Annotated in this window: 14 protein-coding genes; 3 read left to right on the top strand and 11 right to left on the bottom strand. The window is 71.1% G+C overall.

The window, feature by feature from the left end:
- Nucleotides 1-65: 65 nt before the first annotated feature.
- From ABGA98_RS15505 to ABGA98_RS15490, 4 genes are all read right to left on the bottom strand, one after another.
- Nucleotides 66-971, bottom strand: a complete 906-nt coding sequence (locus tag ABGA98_RS15505; protein WP_347618981.1) for a D-isomer specific 2-hydroxyacid dehydrogenase family protein — start codon at nucleotides 969-971, stop codon at nucleotides 66-68.
- 138 nt (nucleotides 972-1109) lie between these two features.
- Complete coding sequence (locus tag ABGA98_RS15500) at nucleotides 1110-1976, bottom strand: PfkB family carbohydrate kinase (RefSeq protein ID WP_347618980.1); 867 nt, start codon at nucleotides 1974-1976, stop codon at nucleotides 1110-1112.
- Nucleotides 1973-2998 (bottom strand): LacI family DNA-binding transcriptional regulator, encoded by a 1026-nt coding sequence (locus ABGA98_RS15495; protein ID WP_347618979.1) that lies wholly within the window; start codon nucleotides 2996-2998, stop codon nucleotides 1973-1975. Before ABGA98_RS15495 ends, ABGA98_RS15500 begins: the two co-directional genes overlap by 4 nt.
- Nucleotides 2995-4464 carry a glycoside hydrolase family 13 protein gene (locus ABGA98_RS15490; RefSeq protein ID WP_347618978.1) on the bottom strand — a complete coding sequence of 490 codons (1470 nt, stop codon included), beginning with the start codon at nucleotides 4462-4464 and terminating at the stop codon, nucleotides 2995-2997. Before ABGA98_RS15490 ends, ABGA98_RS15495 begins: the two co-directional genes overlap by 4 nt.
- Nucleotides 4465-4694: 230 nt before the next feature.
- Between ABGA98_RS15490 and ABGA98_RS15485 the strand changes: the two genes are divergently transcribed.
- Nucleotides 4695-5975, top strand: coding sequence for an ATP-binding cassette domain-containing protein (locus ABGA98_RS15485; RefSeq protein ID WP_347618977.1), 1281 nt, complete (start codon nucleotides 4695-4697; stop codon nucleotides 5973-5975).
- A 65-nt stretch (nucleotides 5976-6040) separates the two neighbouring features.
- Here the strand turns inward: ABGA98_RS15485 and ABGA98_RS15480 are convergent, their stop codons facing one another.
- From ABGA98_RS15480 to ABGA98_RS15455, 6 genes are all read right to left on the bottom strand, one after another.
- Nucleotides 6041-6685, bottom strand: a complete 645-nt coding sequence (locus tag ABGA98_RS15480) for a Uma2 family endonuclease (RefSeq protein WP_347618976.1) — start codon at nucleotides 6683-6685, stop codon at nucleotides 6041-6043.
- A 96-nt stretch (nucleotides 6686-6781) separates the two neighbouring features.
- Nucleotides 6782-7978 (bottom strand): hypothetical protein, encoded by a 1197-nt coding sequence (locus tag ABGA98_RS15475; protein ID WP_347618975.1) that lies wholly within the window; start codon nucleotides 7976-7978, stop codon nucleotides 6782-6784.
- A gap of 425 nt (nucleotides 7979-8403) precedes the next feature.
- The gene (locus ABGA98_RS15470; protein ID WP_347618974.1) at nucleotides 8404-9717 is read right to left on the bottom strand and encodes an acyltransferase; all 1314 of its coding nucleotides are present in this window, start codon (nucleotides 9715-9717) and stop codon (nucleotides 8404-8406) included.
- Between the two features lie 57 nt (nucleotides 9718-9774).
- Nucleotides 9775-10938, bottom strand: a complete 1164-nt coding sequence (locus ABGA98_RS15465) for an acyl-CoA dehydrogenase family protein (protein ID WP_347618973.1) — start codon at nucleotides 10936-10938, stop codon at nucleotides 9775-9777.
- 49 nt (nucleotides 10939-10987) lie between these two features.
- Entirely contained in the window at nucleotides 10988-11500 is a 513-nt protein-coding gene (locus tag ABGA98_RS15460; protein WP_347618972.1) for a MaoC family dehydratase, read from the bottom strand.
- 50 nt (nucleotides 11501-11550) lie between these two features.
- Nucleotides 11551-12174, bottom strand: coding sequence for an amino acid-binding protein (locus ABGA98_RS15455; protein WP_347618971.1), 624 nt, complete (start codon nucleotides 12172-12174; stop codon nucleotides 11551-11553).
- Nucleotides 12175-12376: 202 nt separating this feature from the next.
- Between ABGA98_RS15455 and ABGA98_RS15450 the strand changes: the two genes are divergently transcribed.
- Nucleotides 12377-13456 carry a serine hydrolase domain-containing protein gene (locus ABGA98_RS15450; RefSeq protein WP_347618970.1) on the top strand — a complete coding sequence of 360 codons (1080 nt, stop codon included), beginning with the start codon at nucleotides 12377-12379 and terminating at the stop codon, nucleotides 13454-13456.
- Between the two features lie 70 nt (nucleotides 13457-13526).
- Here the strand turns inward: ABGA98_RS15450 and ABGA98_RS15445 are convergent, their stop codons facing one another.
- Complete coding sequence (locus ABGA98_RS15445; protein ID WP_347618969.1) at nucleotides 13527-16649, bottom strand: cytochrome P450; 3123 nt, start codon at nucleotides 16647-16649, stop codon at nucleotides 13527-13529.
- Nucleotides 16650-16702: 53 nt separating this feature from the next.
- On the opposite strand from ABGA98_RS15445, the gene ABGA98_RS15440 reads away from it, so the two are divergent.
- Nucleotides 16703-17269, top strand: a complete 567-nt coding sequence (locus ABGA98_RS15440; RefSeq protein WP_347618968.1) for a TetR/AcrR family transcriptional regulator — start codon at nucleotides 16703-16705, stop codon at nucleotides 17267-17269.
- Nucleotides 17270-17272: the final 3 nt, after the last annotated feature.

The raw sequence follows: 17272 nt of genomic DNA, 5'->3' as shown, positions 1-17272 counted from the left end.
CCCGCGCCAGAGGGCGGCCATGGCGGGACCGCGGTCAGGTGGCCCGGCGACGCCGGTGGAGGGGGTCAGAAGCCCTGGGAGGGGGAGACCACGCCTTCGAGCGGGGCGCCTTCGGCGAAGCGGCGCACGTTGGCGGTGACGCGTTCGGCCAGGCCGCGCCAGTAGGCGCCGCGCGGGTTGGCGCAGTGCGGTGTGATCAGGACGTTGTCCAGCTCCCACAGCGGATGCCCGTCCGGCAGCGGCTCGGGGTCGGTGACGTCGAGGGCGGCGCCCCCGATGTCGCCCGCGCGCAACGCGTCCGCCAGGTCTTCGGTCACCACGAGCCCGCCCCGCGCGACGTTCACCAGCCAGGCGTCCGAGCGCATGAGGCCGAACTCGCGCGCCGCGAACATCCCCCGGGTCTGCGGGGTGGCGGGCGCCGCGACGACCACGTGGTCGGCCTCGGGCAGCGTCTCGCGGTAGCGGGCGCGCGGCACGACCTCCGCCGCCCCCGGCGCCTCTCCCCTGTCGGTGACCGCCAGGACCCGGCAGCCGAACGGCTCCAGCATCGGCATGAGCGCCCGCCCGATGCCGCCGAAGCCGACGATCGAGACCGTCGAGCCGGCGAACTCCTTCGAGGTGTTGGGCCCCCACGAGGTGGCCCTGGCGTGCCGGTGCAGGCCGCGCGCGGCCGCCAGCATCAGGGCCAGCGCGTGCTCGGCCACGGCCGGCCCGTAGGCGCCCGCGGCGGCGGTGAAGACCGGCTGCTCGGTGATGACCCCGGCGGCCGCCCATCGTTCGACACCCGCGTGCGGCAGTTGCACCCAGCGGATGCCGCCGTGGATCATCGCCCGGATCTCCGCGGGGTCGTCGCTGCCGTAGTAGACGATCGCCTCGGCCCGCTCCAGCGGCACGACCTTGCCGCCCGCCCGCTCCACGGCCTCGACGAGGACGGGCACGGGCTCGGGGCCGACATGGACAGCGACGGTCATGATGGATCCTCCTGATAACCGAGATGCTCAGAGCGGCCCTCGTGATCAGCGTAGCGGGAGTGTACGGGGTGAGCTCCCAGCCCTCCAGCACCTCGTCGGCGTGGGCGGGCGGGCAGGGGGGGGCGAGGATCGCCTTGCTCAGGCTCTCGCGAGCAGCAGGGCCTGCGTGATCGGCGACTCGTGCGTGCCGGTGACCGTGCAGGCGTGCGCGCCGGCGATCGAACCCAGCCGCACGCACTCCTCCAGCGGCCTGCCGTGCACCGTGCCGTACAGGAAGCCGGAGACGAACGCGTCGCCCGCACCGTTGCTGTCGGCCGCCGGGCCGGGCAGTGGCGCGGCCGGGAAGGCGCGCACGCCGGAGCCGCGCGCCAGGACGAGACAGCCGCCCGCGCCGCGCGTGCACACGACCGTGTGGGCGCGCCCGCGCGCGATGAGGTCGCGCATGGCCGCGGCCGGATCCGGCAGGGCGGCCTCCGACATGAACACGAGGTCGGCGCGGTAGGCGAAGTCCTTGTGATAGTCGGAGGCGCCGTCCCAGTCGTGCAGATCGGTGGAGATCGGGACGCCGTCGAAGTCGTCGAGGGCGTGGCGGCAGAAGTCCATGATCGACACGTGCACGTGCCGGGGGCGTACGTCCGCGTAGAGCTCGCGCGGCAGGCGCTCGCCCGGCGTGACCTTGGCGTCGTAGAACGAGGTGCGGCGGCCGTCGGGCCCCACGAGCAGGACGCTGCGCCGGGTGCCCGCCTCGGCGCGCCCCCAGCGGCACTCGACCGCGCCCAGCGCCCGGCGGACCAGCGCGCCCTGCGGGTCGTCGCCGATCAGGTCGGCGAACGCGACCGCGAGGCCGAGCGCGTGGCAGCCCAGCGCCACCCCCGCGCCGGTGTTGCCGATCCGGTCCACGACCGGCGGCACCTGGTAGGTGTCGCGGTAGGGGAGCGGCAGCTCAGGCACGTAGACCGTGGTGTCGACCCCGGCGCCGCCGAGGACGAGGACGTCGCGGGTCACCGGTTGACCAGAGGGCCCGAGCCGGTGGAGCCGCGGACCACGAGCTCCGGCTGGAAGATCAGCTCGACGTGTCTGGCGGGGGCGCCGTTGACCTCTTCGAGCAGCGTCTGCACGGCCGCCGAGGCCATCGCGCCGATCGGTTTGCGCACGGTGGTCAGGGGCGGGTCGGTGAACGCGATCAGCGGCGAGTCGTCGAACCCCACCACGGACACCTCACCCGGCACCGACAGCCCCTTCTGCCGGCAGGCTCGGATCGCGCCCAGCGCCATCAGGTCGCTCGCGCACACGATGCCGGTGCAGCCGCGGGTCAGCAGTTGGGTGGCGGCCGCCTGCCCGCCCTCGACGGAGAACAGCGAGTGCGCGATCAGCTCGTCGACGTCGGAGGTGGCGAGCAACTGCGCCATGGCCTGCTTGTAGCCCTCGATCTTCCTGATCACGGGGACGAACCGGTGGGGCCCCAGCGCGATGCCGATGCGCTCGTGGCCCAGGTCGACCAGGTGCTGGACGGCCAGCCGCGCGGCCAGGCGGTCGTCGGGCGAGATGAAGGGGGCGTCGATGTGCTCGCTGTAGCCGTCGACCAGCACGATCGGCAGGCCGCGGTCGGTGAGGCGGGTGTATCGGTCCATCCGCGCGGTGGTGTCGGCGTGCAGGCCCGACACGAACACGATGCCGCTGACCCCGCGATCCACGAGCAGCTCGGTGAACTCGTCCTCGGGGGCGCCGCCCGGCAGCTGCGTGCACAACACCGGCGTGTAGCCGTGCTGGGTCAGCGCCTTCTCGATGGCCTGGGCGAACGCGGGGAAGATCGGATTGTCCAGCTCGGGCGTCACGAGGCCGATCAGCCCGTTGCTGCGCTGCCGAAGCCGGGGCGGCCGCTCGTAGCCCATGAGGTCGAGCGCCGTCATGACCGCCTGGCGGGTGGCGGCCGAGACGCCGGGTTTGCCGTTGAGCACCCGGCTGACCGTGGCCTCACTCACCCCGGCCTGGGCGGCGATGTCGGCTAGGCGAGCGTGACCGTTCATGCCACACACTTTACTTTCCACCACGCCGCCGAATCGGCTGCGCCGGGGACGTCGGAGGCCAGCAGCAGCTCCCCGTCGACCTCGAAGTCCACGGGGTCCGCGGTGAGGTTGACCGTGCAGGCGAACGCGCCCCTGGAAAAGACCAGCGTGCCCGCGGGCGACTCGTGCCAGGTCAGCTCGCCGCGGAGGTCGCGCCGCAGGCGCAGCGCCGTACGGTACAGCTCCAGCGTCGAGCCGGCCACGCCCTGCTGGGCCTGCACGCTCAGCTCCGCCCACTCCTCGGGGATGGGCAGCCACGGGCGGGTCCAGCCGGACTCACGCGTCCACGGCATCGGGACGCGGCACCCGTCGCGGCCGCTGTCGGGGTCGCGCAGCCGCTGCGGGTCCTGGCACAGCTCCGGCGGCAGGTCGAGCACCTCCGGCAGGCCCAGCTCCTCGCCCTGGTAGACGTACGCCGAGCCGGGCAGGGCGAGCGTGAGCAGCGCGGCGGCGCGGGCTCGCGCCAGGCTGCCGTAGCGGGTGACGTGCCGCTTGACGTCGTGGTTCGACAACACCCAGGTGGTGGGGGCGCCGACGGAGCCGGCCGTGGCGAGCGAGGAGTCGATCACCTCGCGCAGCTCGGCCGCGTCCCAGGGGGCGAACAGGTAGTGGAAGTTGAACGCCTGGTGCAGCTCGTCATGACGTACGTACCGGGCCAGCCGCTCGGGTGTGGGGGCCCACGCCTCGGCCACGCCGATCCGCTCGCCGGGGTAGGAGTCCAGCACGCGCCGCCACGAACGGTGGATCTCGTGGACGCCGTCGTTGTCGAAGAACGGCACCGGCTCCCTGCCGACCATCGTGGCCTGGTTGCCGCGGCCGATGTCGGGCAGGCCCTCCGGCTTGACCATGCCGTGCGCCACGTCCACCCGGAAGCCGTCGACGCCGAGGTCGAGCCAGAACCGCAGGATCGACTCGAACTCCCCGCGCACCTCGTCGTTGTCCCAGTTGAGGTCGGGCTGGGCGGGGTCGAACAGGTGAAGGTACCACTGCCCGTCCTCGACCTGCGTCCACGCCGGACCACCGAAGATCGACTCCCAGTCGTTGGGCCGGTCGCGGAAGATGTAGCGGTCACGGCCCTCGCCGCGCAGCGCCTGCTGGAACCAGGGGTGGGCCGAGGAGGTGTGGTTGGGGACGACGTCGACGATCATCCGCAGCCCGAGAGCGTGCGCCTCGTCGATGAGCGCCTTCGCGTCCGCGAGCGTCCCGAACAGCGGGTCGACGTCGCGGTAGTCGGCCACGTCGTAGCCGAAGTCGGCCATCGGCGAGGTGTAGAACGGGGTCAGCCAGACGGCGTCGACGCCCAGGCCGGCCAGATACGGCAGGCGATCGCGAACGCCGACCAGGTCGCCGACTCCGTCACCGTTGCCATCGGCGAAGCTGCGTACGTAAACCTGGTAGATCACGGCGTCACGCCACCATGCGGTCATAGTCTCCCCCGGTACGTTTCGACCATGAAAGCTCTTTCCGCAAGTTTACGCAAGCCCTTCCACACCCCTAATAACCGGAAATCAATGCCTACGGATGCCCATAACCCCCGACCGAAACGCAACTGAACGAGATTCTTTACATCAAGGGTGGACATGTACCGTTAAGGCGCGATGTACTACCTCATCAATCAGCCCCCGTCACAGGTGACACGCGCGCAAGGTGTGGGCCCATGAGCTCGGTCGTTCTCGACAAAGTGACCAAGGTGTATCCGGGCGACTACCTCGCAGTCGACCGCCTCAGCCTGCGGGCGGAAGCCGGCGAGTTCCTCGTCCTGCTCGGCCCTTCCGGGTGCGGGAAGTCCACGCTGCTGCGCATGATCGCCGGCCTGGAGGAGATCACCGAAGGCGAGCTCTGGCTCGACGGCCAGATGGCCAACCACCTGGCCCCCCGCGATCGTGACGTCGCCATGGTGTTCCAGAACGGCGCCTTATATCCGCACAGAACCGTACGCGGCAACATCGCCTTTCCCCTGGAGATCGCCAAGGCGGACCCGGCGATGGTGCGCGAGCGCGTCACCGAACTCTCCAAGGCCCTGCACATCGACGAGACGCTCGAGCGCCGCCCCGGCACCCTCTCCGGCGGCCAGCGGCAGCGCGTCGCGATGGGCCGGGCCATCGTCCGCCAGCCCAAGCTGTTCCTCATGGACGAGCCCCTGTCGAACCTCGACGCGGGCATGCGCACCGAGTTGCGCATGGAGATCTCGGCCCTGGTCAGATCGCTCGGCGTCACCACCATCTACGTGACCCACGACCAGGTCGAGGCGCTGACCCTGGCCGACAGGATCGCCATCCTCAACCGCGGCGTCCTCCAGGACGTCGGCACCCCGGCGCAGATTTACAACGATCCAGCCACGGCCTTCGTGGCGGCCTTCCTCAACTCCCAGCAGCTCAACCTGTTGGCGGCCAACGTCAGGACACCGCAGAACCAGTACGTCATGCTGGACTTCGGCCCGCACCGGCTGACGATGCCGTGGAGCGATCCCAGGGCGTACGCGATCTCCCAGCACACGGGCGGGCAGGTCCTGGTCGGCCTGCGCCCCGACGGGCTGGCGCCGGTGCCGGAGACGTACGACGGGCCCTCGTTCTACGGGCGGGTGCGGGCGCTGGAGTATCACGGGCACGAGTGGCTGGCCTACCTCGAGTCGGGGATGTCGTTCGCCCCGGTGCCAGAGCCGCCGGACCCCGCCCGGCGCGTCAACGGCTCGAAGAACGGATCGGGCAGGCTGACGGGGCTGGTGAAGCGGCTGTTCTCGCAGCCGGAGCAGCACCAGGAGCAGGAGCGGGTGGGCCAGCACTCCAACAGCGGCATCCACCGCCGTTCCGACCTCATCGTCCGGCTTGGCAACCACCCTGTCTGGCGCGCCGGCGACCCCGCCAAGGTGGGCGTCGACCTCAGCCGCGTCATGATCTTCACCCTGGACGGCGCCCGCATCGACCCCCCACGACGCTAGCGGCTAGCCCGCTCCGGCGGGCATGCGAGCGTCCGCGCGCTGATCGCGGAACCTGCCGGCCGAAGCTATCGTGGCCCGGCGAGGATGGCGGGGTCGAAGGAGACGGGAAACGGCTCGCTGATCGTCAGCGTGTCGCCCGCCTTGGCCTCCGCCGCCAACTCGTAACCCTGGCTTGCCAGACGGAACACCTCGACGCGAGGTGCCCCGTCACCCAGAAGCTCCACTCTCATGAAGACGGGGATGCCTCCTGCGGCGTATTTGGGCGGCTTGATGTCGTAGTCGCGGCGGTGGCTGCCCTTGCCGGGGCTGACGATCTCTACGACGCAGACGACGTCGTCAGCCGCGAGTTTGGCCACTCCGGCCAGCATCGCCTCGGCGTGCCCCACCACGATGTCGGGGATCAACCCGTCGTCACCGATCTCGAGATTTCCGGTCTCGACGACCTCGTAGCCCTCGGCGCGGGCGTCATCAAGGATGCGGACGAGGCGTTTCGCCGCAATCGCGTGATCGTAGCCGGGCATGGGACTCACGACGTAACTCCCGTCGATCAACTCGATCCGCTCCCCTGTCTCAGGAAGCTTGAGCCAGTCCTCGACGGTGTAATCTTCGCCGGTCGGCGGCAGGGAGAACAGCCGCGCACGCCGGGGAGGCGAATGGGACTCGAGCCAGCCGTCCGCAGGCAGGGCGGTCATGTCCTCATCACCTTCCATGGTTTCGAGTCTCGCACGCACGCAGCACAGCGCCAAGTGTGGTCGAACGATCACCCTGAGTGACGAAGTCACCTTACCGTGCTTTTACCTGCCGCGTCAGCACGACGCGGAGGTCCAGCGAGGGCCGTCGGGGGTGTCCTCCACGATCACGCCCCCTTCGAGCAGCGCCGAGCGCAGCGTGTCGGCGAGCTCGTAGCGTCCCTCGTCGCGCACCCTGGCGCGGAGCGCGAGCAGCGGCTCCACCACGGCGCCCAGCGCCAGGGAGCGCAGGCGAGCCGTCGTGGCCGGCTCGCCGAGCCGGGCGATGAGCAGCCGCATCAACTCCCTGGCCTGGTCGACCCCGCCGGAGTCCTCCTCGGTGTCGGCGGCCCACCTGACGATCTCGGTCTCCAGGTCGAGGACGGCCTGCGCGGCCGCCACCATGTCGGGTTCGGCCACGGCGGCGTTGAAGAGTTTCTCGCAGGCGCGCGCGGTCTCCTCCAGCGTCGCCGCGGCGGGCCCGGGCTCGGCCCCGGGCGCGGGCGCGGCCGGTTGGGAGACGGTGGCGCGGCCCTCGGCCAGGCGGCGCAGCTCGGCGAGGTCGGTGCGCGCCCCCGCGGGCAGGACGACGCGCGAGCCGGGCCGCCGGACGGTCAGGCCGCCGCGGCCCGCCACGTGCGCGGACTCGTCGTCCAGGTCGATGACGAGCGCCGTGTGCTCGTCGAGGCCGAGCACCGCCGTTCCGGGCGGCAGCTCGCGCTCCATGCGCGAGAGCCGGCGCTCGCCGAGATAGCAGTAGCGGGTGTCGTGGGTGCCACCCTCGGCGTTGTCGAAGTGGGGGATCACCACGGCCCGCAGGCCGAGCGGCTCCAGCAGGTCGAGCCCTTCACGCCAGTGGGGGTCGGCGCCTGCTTTGTAGATCTCGTAGACCGGCACGGTGGCCAGGCCCGCCGTGCAGGCCGCCGCCGAGGCCAGCACGGTCACCCCCTGGCGGGCGCGTACGCGGGCCCGCAGGTCTCCGGCCACCCCCGAGGCGGCCCACCGGTCGATTGCGTAGGTGGGGCTGCCGGGGCCGGAGAACACCCAGTCGGCCCCGGTGACGCCGGCCGCCACCTCGACGTCCAGGCCGACGCTGCGGGCGAAGTAGCGGCGGGCGCGGGCGGAGATGTCGGCGCGGTTCTCCTGGAAGGCGTAGGGGGTGTCGAGCAGGACGGCCCGCGGCCCCGCACGCAGGATACGCGCCGCGGCGCGGTGGATCTCGACCATGGTCGGGCTCGTCTCCCCCGACCCCATCAGCACCAGCGAACCGGGCATGCCTGTCGGCCTCTCTCTCGCACCTCATCGGCTCCAGCCGGAACGGCCGAGCTGTTCAAGAGCGGGACGCATATGCGCATGGGACGCATCTGCACGTAGATGGCAGTAAGTTGGTGGCGGTGACGGGAAGACACACGGTCTCGGTTGAGACGCTCATGCTCCGGGTGGGCTCTGACGGTCGCTGGTCCTACCGGCATGCACGTACCCAGCCGGAGCACGGCGAAAGCCCCGACGAGGCCGCCCGGCGGATCAGCGGGGTCACCGCCGCCGATCCGGCCACCGTCGTGCACTCGACGAGCTGGCGCTACGACCCCGCCGGCGAGATCATCCTGACGTACGCGGTGTGCCCCGATCCGGTGCCGTGGCTGCCCGCGGACGAGCTGCCCGTGATGAAGATCGCCCGAGGCCGGGCGCCCGCGACGCCGTCACCTGAGCGCGTCGCTCTGGCCCACGTGGTCGCGCACGCCGTCAGGCATCTGGCCTTCCTCCTGGCCGAGGATGCCGTCGTCGCGCGCGCGCTCCGGCTGTGCCCGGAGATCGCCCGGGCTCTCGAGCCGGTGGCCGCCCCTGCCTGAGAGGCGCCGGCCGAGCTCCTGCATGGGCTTCTCGACGAAGCGGTAGGTCAGCGCGCTGCCGGCCAGGATCAAGGCCAGGACCAGCACGGTCATGCCGATCTGCACCGGCAGCGCCGCCCTGCGCAGGTCGCCGGTGACCGCCACGAAATACTTCAGCAGCGGGTGGTGCACCAGGTAGAGCGAATAGCTGATCATCCCGAGCCAGGTGAGCACCCTGGGCAGCCGCCGCCCGCGCAGCGCCATGCCGCCCGCGAACGTGAGGCCGGCCAGCGCGATCGTGGTCAGCCACACGTCACCCTGCACCCACCACCAGCCGCTGGTCACGGCCCACAGGGGCGCCATCACGACCAGTGCCGTGGTGACCGCCACCGGCCACAGCCGCCCGTCGCCGCGCTCCCAGCGGTGGATGGCCGTGCCCGCGAACATCACCGCGACCACCGCCACGCCCAGCCACGGGACCCGGCTGCTCAGCAGCAGCAACAGCAGCGCCATCACCCCGAGCACGCAGGCGGCGGTGGTACGGAACCTCCCCGTGATGACGCACGCCAGCCCGGCCGCGAACACGGCGCACGACACGTACGCCGGCCAGACGCCCACCATGACCGCCCCCGACGTCACCAGCCCGACCACGACGGCGCCGGCCGCGAACACCATCGCCAGCAGCCCGCTGTGACCGTGCCCCCTGAGCAGGAAGAGCGCCGTGACCAGCAGGTAGAACACCATCTCGTACGACAGCGTCCACATCGTGTCGGCGATGCCTCCGACGCCGACGACGTCGAGCAGCATGGTCGCGTGGGCGGCGATCGCGGTCGCGTCGCGCGGGACGGCCTCGCGCACCGGCACCCACCAGGCGAGGCCCAGCACCACGACGATCACGCTGAGGTAGAGGGGGTAGAGGCGGAAGAACCGGCTGAACCAGAAGGCTCGCACGTCACCGTGGCGTTCGAGGGAGACGGGGATGATGTAGCCGCTGACCAGGAAGAACACCAGGATGCCGTAGACACCGACGTTGAAGAAGTAGGGCCGGATCTGGGGCATGAACCAGGGCAGCATGTGTTCGGCCACCACCGCCATCGCGCCTATGCCCCTCAGGGCGTCCAGCCAGGCGAGCCGGGTGGACGGCGGCGGGTGGGGGGATGCGGGGGCGGGGGCGTCTGCGGACACCCGCACCAACATACCCGTATCGGGCCAAGAGATGCGCCCTCGGGACGCCTCTCCCGATCACCAGCCGAGGCGGCCCTTGCCGGAGACGAGCGCGCGGGCGATCACCATGCGCTGGATGTCGTTGGTGCCCTCCCCGATCGCCATCAGCGGCGCGTCCCGGTAGAGCCGCTCGACGACGAACTCCTGGGAGTAGCCGTATCCGCCGTGGATCCGCATCGACTCCAGCGAGGCCTTCAGCGCCACCTCCGAGGCGAAGTACTTCGCCATCCCCGCCTCCATGTCCACCCGCTCTCCCCTGTCGGCCCGCGCGGCCGACCAGTAGGTGAGCAGGCGGGCGGCCTGGATCTCGGTGGCCATGTCGGCGAGCTTGAGCTGGATGGCCTGGAAGTCCGCGATCGGCTGCCCGAAGGCCGTGCGCTCCCGGGCGTAGGCGAGCGCCGCGTCGTAGGCCGCCTGGGCGACGCCCACGGCACGGGCCGCGATGTTGATGCGGCCGATCTCCAGCCCGCCGAGCACCTGCTGCATCCCGCGCCCTTCGACGCCTCCGAGCAGGCAGGACACCGGCACGCGCACCGCGTCGAGCACCACCTCGCACGTCTCGGTGCCCTTGTAGCCGAGCTTGGGCAGGTCGCGGCTGACGCCGAAACCCTCCGCGGAGGGGTCGACGAGCAGCACCGACATGCCCCTGTGAGCGGGCTCCTCGATCGAGGTCTTGACGAGCACGGGCAGCGGGTCGGCGTGGCGGGCGTTCGTGATCCACGTCTTGGTGCCGGTCACGACGTAGTGGTCGCCGTCGCGTACGGCGCGCGTCCGGATGCCCTGCAGGTCGGTGCCCGCGCCCGGCTCGGTGAGCGCGATCGCGGTACGGCGGACGCCGCCGGCCAGGTCGGCCAGGTGGCGGCTCTTCTGCTCCTCGGTGCCGTGGCGGGCGATCATCCAGCAGGCCAGCGAATGGGAGCCGATGGTGCCCGCCACGCCCATCCAGCCGCGCGCGATCTCCTCGAAGACCAGGGCGAACGACACCATGTCGGCGCCCATCCCGCCGTACTCCTCGGGCACGCTGAGGCCGAACAGCCCCATCCGCTTCATCTTCTCGATGATCTCGGCCGGGTATCGGCCGGAGTGCTCCCACTCCGTGGCCACCGGCAGGATCTCCTTGTCCACGAACGCCCGCAGGGTCTCGCGGAACGCCTTCTGCTCGTCCGTCAACTCGAAGTCCATGGCTCTCGATCCGTCGAAAGGGCCGTCGAAAGGGCCGTCGAAAGGGCCGTCAGAGCGGGCCGCTCCTGGCCTGCGGGAAGTAGTCCTTGTCGTGCGGCGCGTCGCGCTTGTAGACCATGACGGTGCGCGTCCACGACATGATCTCGTCGCCGTCCTGGTTGAGCCCGCGCGTGTAGCAGGTGACGATGCCCGCGTACGGGCGCGATCGCGACTCGCGTTTCGCGGTGACCTTCGACTCGGCGTAGACGGTGTCGCCCACGAACACCGGGTGGGTGAGCCGGATGCCCTCCCAGCCGAGGTTCATGATCGCGGTCTGGCTGACGTCGATGACGGAGAGACCGAGCACGATGGCCACGGTCAGGCCGGAGTTCACGATGATCCTGCCGGTGGGGGCCCTGGCGGCGAAGTGGGCGTTGAAGTGGTTCTGGTTGGTGTTCATGGTCAGGAGCGTGAACCAGGTGTTGTCGGCCTCGCTGATCGTGCGGCCCATGGGGTGCTGGTAGACGTCCCCGACGGTGAAGTCTTCGTAGTAGCGGCCGATGCTGGGCTCGTGAACGGTCAAGGGCGGCTCCTGTTCGCACCGATCACGTTAGTGACGAGGTGATCGCCCGGTCAATGACCCGCGCGTACGGACGTGTGCCGGGCGGCGAGCGTGGCGACCACGTCCACGATGCGCGCGGCGCGTTCGACCTCGGCGCGGTGGAACACCGGCCCGCCGGCCCTGGCGACCACCACGTGCAGGCCCTGGGTGAGCACCGGGAGCAACATCAGCCGCAGCTCGCGCGCGTCGACGGTGATGGCCCGCGGCGGGCGCTCGGGCGGGTCGAACCCGGCGGGGGCGGCCAGCGAGGCGTGCCGCACGGCGCCGTCGGCCACGGCCACCGACCATTCCGCCCCGCACAGCCCGGGCAGCGCGTCCACCAGCGTGGCGAACCCTCGTGCGGGCTCGGCCGCGACGTGCATCAACAGGTCGTAGTCGGGGGCGGATCCGGGCATCTCCTTGGTCTGCCAGACCCCTTCGACGCGTACGCCGGGCATGGAGGACAGCCGCTCGCTCGCCTCGCTCGGGGTGATCGGGCCCGGCCAGGAGACGGTGAAGTCGTCCACGGCGCGGCCGCACTCGCGTTCGAGCACGACGACCTGCAGGATGTCGGCTCCCAGCGCCCCCAGCGCCTTGGCGATCTGCCCCAGAGCGCCCGGCCTGTCCGGAAGAGACACCCTCAATCGCAGCAGCATCGCGACCCCCTTTCCAGAGGCTCCCACAGTGCCGTGGAGAGATGTCGGGCATGTTCCACGGATGTGTCGCACATGCTGCGGTTTATATCCCAGCATGCAGCGTTAAGTCCGGATTGTCGATAAAGCGTATTGCGGTTTTCCGCAGGTCATCGTATGGCGGACCGCATGGCCGGGTCCTCCCCTGATTTCTACAGTCGTCCCCATGATTTCCCTGAAGATAGCCGCTCTTTCGCTCGTCCTGACCTCGCTCGCACCCGCGGACGACCGTTTCGCATCACTCGAACGGCAGCTCGACAACCTGGTGAAGGCCAAGGCCCTGTCGGCGGCCCTGGTCCGGGTCAGTGAGAAGGGCGAGGACTGGACGGCCACCGCCGGATACCGCGACGTGGTCTCGCGCAAACCGGCCGACCCCGAAAACCATTTCCGCATCGGCAGCGTGACCAAGACGTTCGTGGCCACCGTCGTGCTGCAACTCGCCGACGAGGGCAAGCTGTCGCTCGACGACCCGATCGCCAAGCACCTGCCCGGCGCGTTGCCCGAGGGCAGCCCGATCACGGTGCGGCAGGTGCTGAACCACACCAGCGGGCTGTTCGACTACGCGGGCGCGGGCATCCCCGGCTGGTCGCTGCGCGACTTCCGGCCGGTCGAGTCGCGCTACGACCAGACGCCGGAGGAGCTGCTGGCGGTCGGGCTGTCCAAGCCGCCGTACTTCGAGCCGGGCAAGGGCTGGCGTTACTCCAACACGAACTACGTGGTGGCCGCCATGCTGATCGAGAAGCTGACAGGCGGCTCGTACGCCGACGCGATCACCACCAGGATCCTGCGCCCCCTCCGCCTGACCCACACGTCCCTGCCGGGGCACCGCCAGTCGATCCCCCGGCCGCACGCCCGCGGCTACGCCGTCCACAAGGGCAAGGTGGTGGACGCCACCCGGATCAACCCGTCCCTGGAGTACGGCGCAGGCGAGATGATCTCGACCACGGCCGACCTGGCCCGCTTTCTCGACGCCCTGCTGGGCGGGAAGCTGACCAGCAAGTCCGCGCTCAAGCAGATGCGCACCACGCAGCCGGCTGGCGAGGGCCTCGGCTACGGGCTCGGCCTGCAGAAGTTCGACACGACGTGCGGCAAGAGCCTCTACGGCCACAGCGGCGGCGTCTTCGGCTACCTCACCTACGCGCTGCGCTCGGACGACGGCCGCACGCTCGTGATGTCCGGCAACCCCTACAGCGCGACGGCCTCCGCCGACGCCCTGCAGAAGGCCCTGGACACCGCGTTCTGCTGACCGGGGCCTTCGAGGCGTCCGCGCGCGGGCCCTCCCGCAACGGAGCCGGAGCGCGCCACCGAGCCGGGGATCAGGCGAAGACGTCCTGCTGGTAGCGCCCGTCCGCCTCCAGCGCGGCCAGCCACGCCGCGCCGTCGCGGCCGGTCGCCCGGCGGTGGACGTCCAGCAGCGCCCGCCGCACGGCCGGCGCCATCCGCAGGCCGTCGCCGCAGACGTAGACGTGGCCCCCCTGCTCCAGCAGCTCCCACACCTCGTCCGCGCGCGCGGCGATGGCGTCCTGCACGAACCGGTACGGATGGCCCGGCACGGCGGAGTACGCGGCGTGCACGGTCACCAGGTCCGACGCGGCCCAGGCGGCCAGCTCGCCCGCGTACAGCTGGTCGTGGTCCGGATGGCGGCAGCCGGTGAACACCGCGGCCCGCCCGGTCGCGCCGGTCAGCGCCCGCTCCTCCAGGAAGCCGCGCAGCGGCGCGAACCCGGTGCCGGGACCGACGAGGATCACCGGCGTGGCCGGGTCGGCGGGCAGCCGGAACGGCGGCGCGGGGACCCGGACGTAGCCGTAGAAGACGTCGCCCTCCTTCAGCCCGGCCAGGTAGGCCGAGCACATGCCGTGGTAGGTGCCCGAGCCGGACCAGGCGGGCCCCTCGACCAGGCCGACGGTGAGCCGGACGAGGCCGGGATCGGCCAGCGGCGAGGAGGAGACCGAGTAGTAGCGCGGCCTGATCGGCCCGGCCATCTCCAGGAAGGCGGGGAGCGGCAGCTCGATCGCCGGGAAGCGGTCGAGCAGGGCCAGCGGGGAGACCCGCTTGGCGAGGATCTCGTCGGCGTAGTTCGCGGTCAGCTCGGCGATCTGGCCGCGGGTCCACGGGCAGGCGGTGTGCGCGGCCAGCGCCTCAAGGTCCGACCTGGTGGCCACCTCCTGCAACTCGGCGAACTCGGTCAGCAGCAGGCCCGCCGTGACCGGCGTGCCGACGGGCAGGTGGGTGGTTCCGGCGGCGCTCAGCCGTACGACCTGGTCCCGGGGGACGCGCAGGCGGCCCAGCGCCCACTCCACCAGCTCGGGGTCGTTCTTGGCGAAGACGGCCACGTGGTCGCCCGCCGTGTAGGTGACGCCCTCGGGCAGCCTGGCCACGATGGAGCGCACGCCGGGGCGGGGCGCCTCGATCGAGAAGTCCCAGAGCCCCGCGGGGTCGCCGGTCAGTTCCCCGGTCGAGACGACGGTCAGCGGGAAGGCCCGCTCGGACACGACCGCCGGCCGGACCTCGGTCTCGCTGAGCACCTCCATCTCGTAGCGGGGGCCCGCGCCCGCGGTGGACGCGCTGTACTCTTCGGCCAGCGCCTCCCACAGGCGGGCCGTCCACGCCGACACGTCACCGTCGAAGTCGCCGTCCGTGTCGGCCTCGCCGCGTTCGATCAGCGGCACGGCGCCCGCCGCCGTCAGCTTCTCGTACGCCCGCTTGGGGAACTCCTGGTACGTGGGCCACTGCGTGTTGCCGCAGCCCAGCACGGCCAGCCGCACCCCGGACATGTCGGGCAGCGACTCCAGGGCGTCGAAACGCTGGGCGTTGTCGGGGGCCTTGCCGTTGTAGGAGGAGGCGACCACGACGAGCAGGCCCTCGCCCGGCGGCGTCAGCTCGTCCAGCGCCGTCAGCGTGGTGGTGAACCCGGCCCGCCCCGCCCGCTCGGCCAGGCGTTCGGCGAGGTCGGCGCTGGTGCCGAGGTTGGAGCCGTACGCGACGGTGAGGGGGACGCCGGTGACGGCGATCTCCTGCTGCTCGCTCGGCCGCTCCTGCGGCACGGCCACGACCGCCCGCTCGTGGGCGCGGCGCTCGCGGACCCTGAGCGTGAAGCCGTCCGGCTTGAGGGTGAGCATCTGCTTGATCTTCATGCGGTAGACGCTCGGGTCGGATATGGCGAAGCGCCGCAGGATCAGCGCCAGGGCGAGCCTGGCCTCGGTGAGCGCGAACTGGCGGCCGATGCAGGCCCGCTCGCCGTTGCCGAACGGCTTGTACGCCGCCGGGTGGTGGTCCTTCTTCTGCTCGGGCAGCCAGCGGTCGATGTCGAACTCGCCAGGCCGATCCCACGCCTTGGGGTGGCGGTGCAACGCCGGCAGCAGCACGCCGGCCCTGGCGCCCTCGGGCAGGACGTAGCCGCCGATCGTGGAGTTCTCGACCGTGCCCTCGATCGGACTCACGGCGAACAGCGGGATCGGCGACCAGACGCGCAGCGTCTCCTCCAGGATGCGGGGGATCACGTCGAGCTTCATGATCGTCTCGTAGGAGGGCGGCTCGTCGTCCGGCAGCAGCCGGTCCACCTCGTCGTACGCGCGGGCCAGGGTGTGGGGCTCGCGCAGCAGGTTGTACAGGGCGAAGGAGAGCAGGCCGCTGGTCGTCTCGTGCCCGGCGATCAGGAAGGTGAGGACCTGGTTGCGGATGTTCTCGTCGGACAGGCGGGCGCCGCTGCGCGGGTCGGACGCCTCCAGCATGAGCCCGAGCAGGTCCTTCGAGCCCGTCGAACTCCCGGAACGGCGCTGCCTGATCACGTCGTCGACGAGCTCCTGCATGGTGGCGATGTCGCGGCGGTAGGCCTCCTCGCGTCTGCGCTGCAGCCTGGTGACGAACGGGAGCTGCTGGTTGCGCAGCATCGCCTCGGTCAGCGCGCCTCCCATGGCCGTGAGGAACGGGTGCAGCTCGGGCGAGTCGAACGAGTGGAAGCGGTAGCCGAAGCCGGTGAGCGAGATCGTGTCCAGGGTGAGCCGGGTCATGTCGTCGGCGACGGGCAGGTCCTCCCCCTGGCGGCCGGCCCACGACGCGATGAGCTGCTCGGCCACCTCGAGCATCTGCGGGTAGTACGCCTTCATCGAGCGCTGGCCGAAGGCCGGCATCAGGATGCGGTGCGCCTGCCCCCAGACTGGCTCGTCCCGGTCGGCGGTGAACAGCCCGTCGCCGGCGAAGTCGCGCACGATCGACAGCGGCGGCCCGATGCGCTTGACGAACCGGCTCTCGTCGCACACCTCCGCGACGAGGTCCGGGTCGTACACGAGAACGATCGTGCGACCGGCGATCTCGAGCTGGAAGATGCCCTCCTCGTACCGGGAGGCGACCTTGACGAAGTGCTCCACCGGCGCGTGCGAGGGGATCTGCAGCGTGTTGCCCAGGACGGGCAGGCCCGGCGGGGCGGGGATGCGTGCCATGAAAGCTCCCTTGTGTAGCCATACACCGTATGGCGGACGCTACCATACGGTGTATGGCTGTGAGCGCGCGCAGAGGGACGCCCCTGACACTGGAAGAGATCAGCTCGACGGCGCTGCGCCTCATAGACGAGGGCGGCGTGGAGGGGTTGTCCATGCGCAAGCTGGCGGCCGAGCTCGACGTCAACCCGATGTCGCTCTACCACCACGTGGCGAGCAAGGACGCGCTGATCAGGCTGATCTGCGCCACGATCCAGCAGCGCGTGGACCTCCCGCCGGACGACGGCACCCCCTGGCAGGACCAGCTCAGGACGCTGGCCCTGGCCTACTACCGGCACGCGCGCAGCCACCCGGCCATGTGGACCCATCTGCACGCCCACCCGGAGATCATCGAGGACAGGACGCTGGTGATCTGGGCGACCCTCTACCGCATCCTGCGGCAGGCCGGGGTGCCGGAGCCCGAGCTGCGCCGGACGAGTGACGTGCTGCACGCGTTCGTCACGGGGCTGATCACGGCCGAGATCCAGGGCCACGTGCCGGACGACCCCGACGAGACGGCCCGCACCTTCGACACGGCCGTCCACCTGATGATCAACGGCCTGGCGAGCCATTCCGCCCGGTAGGCG

The organism is Nonomuraea sp. B1E8, assembly GCF_039871515.1.
Lineage (GTDB): Bacteria > Actinomycetota > Actinomycetes > Streptosporangiales > Streptosporangiaceae > Nonomuraea.
This window is presented reverse-complemented; position numbering and strand designations above follow the sequence as displayed.

What these genes read in the sequence shown, in the direction of transcription:
- ABGA98_RS15440 (WP_347618968.1), top strand. Translation starts at nt 16,703, where the DNA reads ATGGCTGTGAGCGCGCGCAGAGGGACGCCCCTGACACTGGAAGAGATC.
- ABGA98_RS15455 (WP_347618971.1), bottom strand. Translation starts at nt 12,174, where the DNA reads ATGCTGCTGCGATTGAGGGTGTCTCTTCCGGACAGGCCGGGCGCTCTG.
- ABGA98_RS15450 (WP_347618970.1), top strand. Translation starts at nt 12,377, where the DNA reads ATGATTTCCCTGAAGATAGCCGCTCTTTCGCTCGTCCTGACCTCGCTC.
- ABGA98_RS15445 (WP_347618969.1), bottom strand. Translation starts at nt 16,649, where the DNA reads ATGGCACGCATCCCCGCCCCGCCGGGCCTGCCCGTCCTGGGCAACACG.
- ABGA98_RS15485 (WP_347618977.1), top strand. Translation starts at nt 4,695, where the DNA reads ATGAGCTCGGTCGTTCTCGACAAAGTGACCAAGGTGTATCCGGGCGAC.
- ABGA98_RS15475 (WP_347618975.1), bottom strand. Translation starts at nt 7,978, where the DNA reads ATGCCCGGTTCGCTGGTGCTGATGGGGTCGGGGGAGACGAGCCCGACC.
- ABGA98_RS15495 (WP_347618979.1), bottom strand. Translation starts at nt 2,998, where the DNA reads ATGAACGGTCACGCTCGCCTAGCCGACATCGCCGCCCAGGCCGGGGTG.
- ABGA98_RS15505 (WP_347618981.1), bottom strand. Translation starts at nt 971, where the DNA reads ATGACCGTCGCTGTCCATGTCGGCCCCGAGCCCGTGCCCGTCCTCGTC.
- ABGA98_RS15480 (WP_347618976.1), bottom strand. Translation starts at nt 6,685, where the DNA reads ATGGAAGGTGATGAGGACATGACCGCCCTGCCTGCGGACGGCTGGCTC.
- ABGA98_RS15465 (WP_347618973.1), bottom strand. Translation starts at nt 10,938, where the DNA reads ATGGACTTCGAGTTGACGGACGAGCAGAAGGCGTTCCGCGAGACCCTG.
- ABGA98_RS15490 (WP_347618978.1), bottom strand. Translation starts at nt 4,464, where the DNA reads ATGACCGCATGGTGGCGTGACGCCGTGATCTACCAGGTTTACGTACGC.